General features: G+C 73.8%; 2 protein-coding genes and 3 pseudogenes. All 5 read right to left on the bottom strand.

The annotated features are described in order from the left end of the window. Positions 1-115: 115 nt before the first annotated feature. A pseudogene (locus JM949_RS33500) lies at positions 116-720 on the bottom strand (apolipoprotein N-acyltransferase); the annotation flags it as partial. Between the two features lie 478 nt (positions 721-1,198). Beyond that, positions 1,199-2,538 (bottom strand): annotated as a pseudogene (locus JM949_RS33495) (glutamate mutase L). Then, a complete protein-coding gene (gene kal / locus JM949_RS33490) occupies positions 2,535-2,927 on the bottom strand; it encodes a 3-aminobutyryl-CoA ammonia lyase (protein ID WP_203152048.1) in 393 nt (130 codons plus the stop codon). Before kal ends, JM949_RS33495 begins: the two are co-directional and overlap by 4 nt. Beyond that, positions 2,924-3,673, bottom strand: a complete 750-nt coding sequence (gene kamE, locus JM949_RS33485; RefSeq protein WP_309232437.1) for a lysine 5,6-aminomutase subunit beta — start codon at positions 3,671-3,673, stop codon at positions 2,924-2,926. The genes kal and kamE overlap by 4 nt, the downstream gene beginning before the upstream one ends. Beyond that, positions 3,666-4,897: pseudogene (kamD, locus tag JM949_RS33480) on the bottom strand (lysine 5,6-aminomutase subunit alpha); the annotation flags it as partial. The gene kamE and the pseudogene kamD, both read right to left, overlap by 8 nt.

Genomic DNA, 4,897 nt, shown 5'->3' with positions numbered 1-4,897 from the left:
CGGCCGCCGAGGCCTGACGTGGCAGCCAGCGGGCCCTCCAGGACCGTTGTGGCGTCCCGCGGGTGGTCAGCGGCCACCGGGCTGTCCTGCGGGGTGCGGCGCTGCTGGGCGGTGACCCAGCCCCGCCAGGCGGCGGCGACCAGCAGCCCACCGACGAGCGCCACCGCGAAGCTCACCAGCGGCGCGCCGCCCAGCGCCGCCAGGCGCAGCAGCGGGGAGTCGTCCTGGCTGAACGCCAACCGCCCCCAGGGGAACCCGCCGAACGGGGTGCGGTCGCGCAGCGCCTCCTGCCCCACCCACAGCAGCCCGGTCACCGCCGGCCACGCCCACCGATCCCGGTCGGCCAGCGGTGACACCCAGGCGGTGGCCGCGCCCAGCAGCGCCAGATAACCGGCCTGCAGCAGCGACAGCAGCACCCACGGCAGGTAACCGGTGTGCAGGTTCGTCCAGGCCAGCAGCGGGGCGAAGAACGCCACCCCGGTCAGGAAGCCCAGGCCGGCGCCGGCGCGCAACCGCCGTCGGTGCGCGGCGGCGGCCAGCAACGCCACCCCGACGGGCGCGAGCGGCCACACCCCGTACGGCGGGAACGCCACCAGCAGGGCCAGCCCGGCGGCCACGGCCAGCGGCACGGGCGACCCGCAGCGGCAGCGGCCGGCCGGTCACCACCGGCCGGGGCGGCACCGCCGGGGTGCGCGTCTCATCCCGGTCCAGGGTCGTCACCGCTTCACCTCGATCACGGGGCGAAGGTTACCTGGCTGGCGGGCTCACCGGCCGCGTCGGGCCGGCGGGCAGGAACCGCCCGGCGGAGATGAAATCGGGGCGCGGCTGACGCCGCGCCCCGATGCTCCCAGGCCCTTCCCGGCCGGTGTGGCGAGGATGGGGCACGACGACCTTCGGACCGACCGGACGCGGACTGGCTGCCCCCGCCGGGCCGTTGTCTACTGGCCGTGCACCTCACCCTGCCCGTACACCGGTAACCGCGGCCGGTTCGCGCCGCCCCGCCGACCCCCGCCCGCTGGACCTGGCCGCCGCGACGATGACGCTGAAACATGTCGCTCGGCCAGCGGACGAAGGGACGAAGCGAACAACAGCCGCTTCCCGTGGTAGGACTCAAAGACGGTACGTGCCGACCCCCGTCCGTTGTCAACCCACACCCGGCCTGTCGTGTGTTGCGACACGGCGTGTCGGGTCGCGAGTCTCAATGCGTGCGCAGATGGTGACGCAGCAACGCCTGCGCGGCACCCCGGTGCTCCTCGGCGAGCAACCCCCCGGCGGCCAGCACATAGTCGGCGTCGACGACCGACGCGGCGGCCCGCGGCACCGCCCACCCGCCGGCGTGGTCGGCGAGAACCGCCGCCAGCACCTGCCCGGACACGTCGACCGGCGCGTGCCGCAGCACCCCACCGGAGCCCACCATCAGCCGCACGTCGCGCAGGTCCCGCCCGGCCCCGCTCACCGGTGCCGGCCCCCCCGGGCGTGCCGGCGCACCGCCACCGTCGCCGCCAGGGTGGCGATGTGCTGGTCCGCGGCCCGTTCGACGTCGTCGGCGGCCAGGAACGCCGGGTCGGCGGCCCGCCGCCGGGCGGCACCCGCCAGATCCTCTGCCTCACCGGCGGTGAGCAGCCGTTCCTCGACGGCCGCGCGGAGCACCCCGGGGGCGCTCCACCGCATCCCCAGGTCACCCTCCACGGTGCGGGCCCGCCACAGGGTGCCGGCGACCTCCCGACCCGGCCCGGTGGCCCGCTCGTCCGGGGTGAGCACCGAGTACACGTCGGTGGTGGCGCCACCCACGTCGACCACGGCGAGGTCACCGCCGAGGGTGTCGGCGAGCACCTCCACTCCGGTGAGCACCGCGTCCGGGGTGGCCGCCCGGACCAGCCGCGCGAACCGGGTGCCCCGGGACAGTCGCTTGCCACCGATGACGTGGCGCAGGAACACCGCGCGGATCGCGGCCCGCGCCGACGCCGGCGCGAGCACCCCGATGCGCGGCAGCACGTTCTCCGCCCCCGTCACCGGCACCCCGGCGGCCGCCAGCAACCCGGTCAGGCCCACCCGGGCGTCACCGTTGCCCGCGTACACCACCGGCACCCGCCAGCGGGCCCGCGCCAGCCGGGTGGCGTTGTGGGTGACCGTGTCGGCGTCACCGCCGTCGGTGCCGCCGACCAGCAACACCACGTCCGGTCGGGCCGCCCGCAACGCGGTCAGGTCCGCCGCGCCCAGCCGGCCCGCGGCAACGTGCACCACGTGCGCGCCGGCGGACAACCCGACCCGCCGGCCGGCCTGCGCGGTGACCAGCGGCTCGTAGCCGATCACCGCCAACCGCAACCCGCCACCGGCGGACGAGCACACGTACCACGGCACGTCCCGCACTCGGAGCCCGGCGGTGGCCGCCGCGACCGCGGCGTCCAGGCCGCGCAGCACGTCGCTGCCCACCGTGGTGGGCGCCGCCGCCGCGCCGACCAGAACACCGGCGGCCAGGTCCACCACCGCGACCTTGGTGTACGTGGAGCCGACGTCCGCGCAGACCGCCAGGGTCACGACGCGGCGGGAACGACCACGGTGCCGGTCGCGGTGACCGCCACGATCGGCGGATCCAGGACCTCGGCGGCGGACGCGGAGCGGTCCGGGCGACCCCGGCACACCACCGCGCAGCTCAACTCCAGGGTGCGGCTACGGGTGCCCACCCGCGACACCTGCCCGGTCACCTGCACCACGTCCCCGGCGTGGATGGGGGCGTGGAACCGCACGTCGGAGTACCCGGCGAACAGGCCCTCGTCGCCGTCGGTGCGGATACACACCTCCGTGGCGACGTCGCCGAACAACCCGAGGGCGTACGCCCCGTCGACGAGGTTGCCGGCGTAGTGGGCGTGCGCGTACGGCACATACCGCCGGTGCGTCACCGTCAACCCGAGCCGTGCGTCGGTCATGCCATCGCCTTCCGTTGCGTGATCAGGGCGTGCACCAGGTAGCTGGCCACCTCGCCGGGGGTGGTGCCCCGACCGAAGATCCGGTCCACGCCCAACTCGTCGGTCATCGACTCGTCGAAGCGGGGCCCGCCGACGATCAGCAGCGGCCGCCGCCCCGCCGGCATCGCCTCCCGGAACGCCGCCGACATCTCCCGGGTGTTGTGCAGGTGCGCGTCGCGTTGGGTGACCACCTGCGACACCAGCACCGCGTCGGCCTTCTCCGCCCGGGCGGTCTCCACCAACTCCGGCACGCTGACCTGCGCGCCCATGTTGGTGACCTTCAACTCCCGGTAGTACTCCAGGCCCTTCTCCCCCGCGATGCCCTTGACGTTGAGGATCGCGTCGATGCCCACGGTGTGCGCGTCGGTGCCGATGCACGCCCCGACCACCGACAGCTTGCGCCGCAGCCGCTGCTTGACCACCGTGTTGACCTCCTTGGCCGACAGCAGCGCGAAGTCCCGCTCCACCACCCGCACCGCGTCGAGGTCCACCAGGTGGTTCACCCGCCCGTACACGACGAAGAAGGTGAACCCGTCACCCATCGCCTTGGCGTGCACCACCATCGCCGGGTCCATGCCCATCTTGTTGGCCAACTGCACCGCCGCGCCCTCGGCCCGCTTGTCGTGCGGCACCGGCAGGGTGAACGACACCTGCACCATCCCGTCGCCGGTGGTGTCCCCGTACGGGCGCACAATCTGCTTACTCACGCCCCGCCTCCAGGATGTCGGTGGCCGGGTTGCAGTAGTCCGCCTCGTGCGCGGCGACCCCGTCGAGGCCCTTGCCCCGGTCCGCGGGCCGCTTCATGATCCCGAAGGTGCCCTCGGCGATCGCCGTGAGCAGCGTCTGCTCCCCGATGCGCTCCAGCAGGTCCAGCGCCTCACCGAGGACCTGGTTGGCGCGACGGCGGATGAACCCGCCCGCCGCCGGCACGAGGTCCTCGTGCAGCCCACCGGCCGCGCCGAGGACGTACCGCACGTTCTGCAACGCGATGTCGCGGTCGGACAGCCACGGCGTCACCACCGCCTCGGTCATCATCCCCACCAGCAGGATGCCCTGACCGGTCAGCGCGCCGGCCAGGTTGAAGAACCCGTCGAGCAGGTTGCCCCGGAACACGTCACCGGTCATGTGCTTCGTCGGCGGCATCCACTTCAACGGCGCGTCGGGGAACAACTCCCGGGCCAGCAGGGCGTGCGCCAGCTCCAACCGGAACGACTCCGGCACCTCCGGGTTGATCTCGAACGCGTGCCCCAGGCCCAACTGCCAGTCCGCCAACCCGGCCTCGTGCGCGAAGAACTCGTTGAGCAGCTGCGACACCGTCACCGTGTGCGCCTCGTCGACAGCGTCGGCGGTGGTCAGGTAGTTGTCCTCACCGGTGTTGATGATGATCCCCGCGCGGGCGTGCACCTGCCGGGAGAACCGCTGGTCGACGAAGGTCCGCACCGGGTTGATGTCACGGAACAGAATCCCGTACATCGAGTCGTTCAACATCATGTCGAGGCGTTCCAACCCGGCCAGGGCCGCCATCTCCGGCATGCACAGCCCCGACGCGTAGTTGGTCAACCGCACGTAGCGGCCCACCTCCCGCGACGACTCGTCCAACGCCGCGCGCATCAGCCGGAAGTTCTCCTGCGTGGCGTACGTGCCGGCGAACCCCTCCCGGGTCGCGCCCTCCGGCACGTAGTCCAGCAACGACTGCCCGGTGGAGCGGATCACCGCGATCACGTCCGCGCCGGCCCGCGCCGCCGCCTGCGCCTGCGGAATGTCCTCGTAGATGTCCCCCGTCGCGACGATCAGGTAGATCCACGGCCGCCGCGCCGGGTCACCGTGGCGCTTGATCAGGCGGTCCCGTTCCGCCCGCCGCCGACTCGATGCGCCGGATACCCGCGCCGACCGCCCTGCGCGCCGCCGACCGGCCGCCGTCGCCGCCCGCC

It is taken from the genome of Micromonospora tarensis (assembly GCF_016803395.1).
Taxonomy (GTDB): domain Bacteria; phylum Actinomycetota; class Actinomycetes; order Mycobacteriales; family Micromonosporaceae; genus Micromonospora; species Micromonospora tarensis.
Note: the sequence above shows the minus strand (reverse complement) of the source record. Positions and strands in the feature narration are given on the sequence as shown.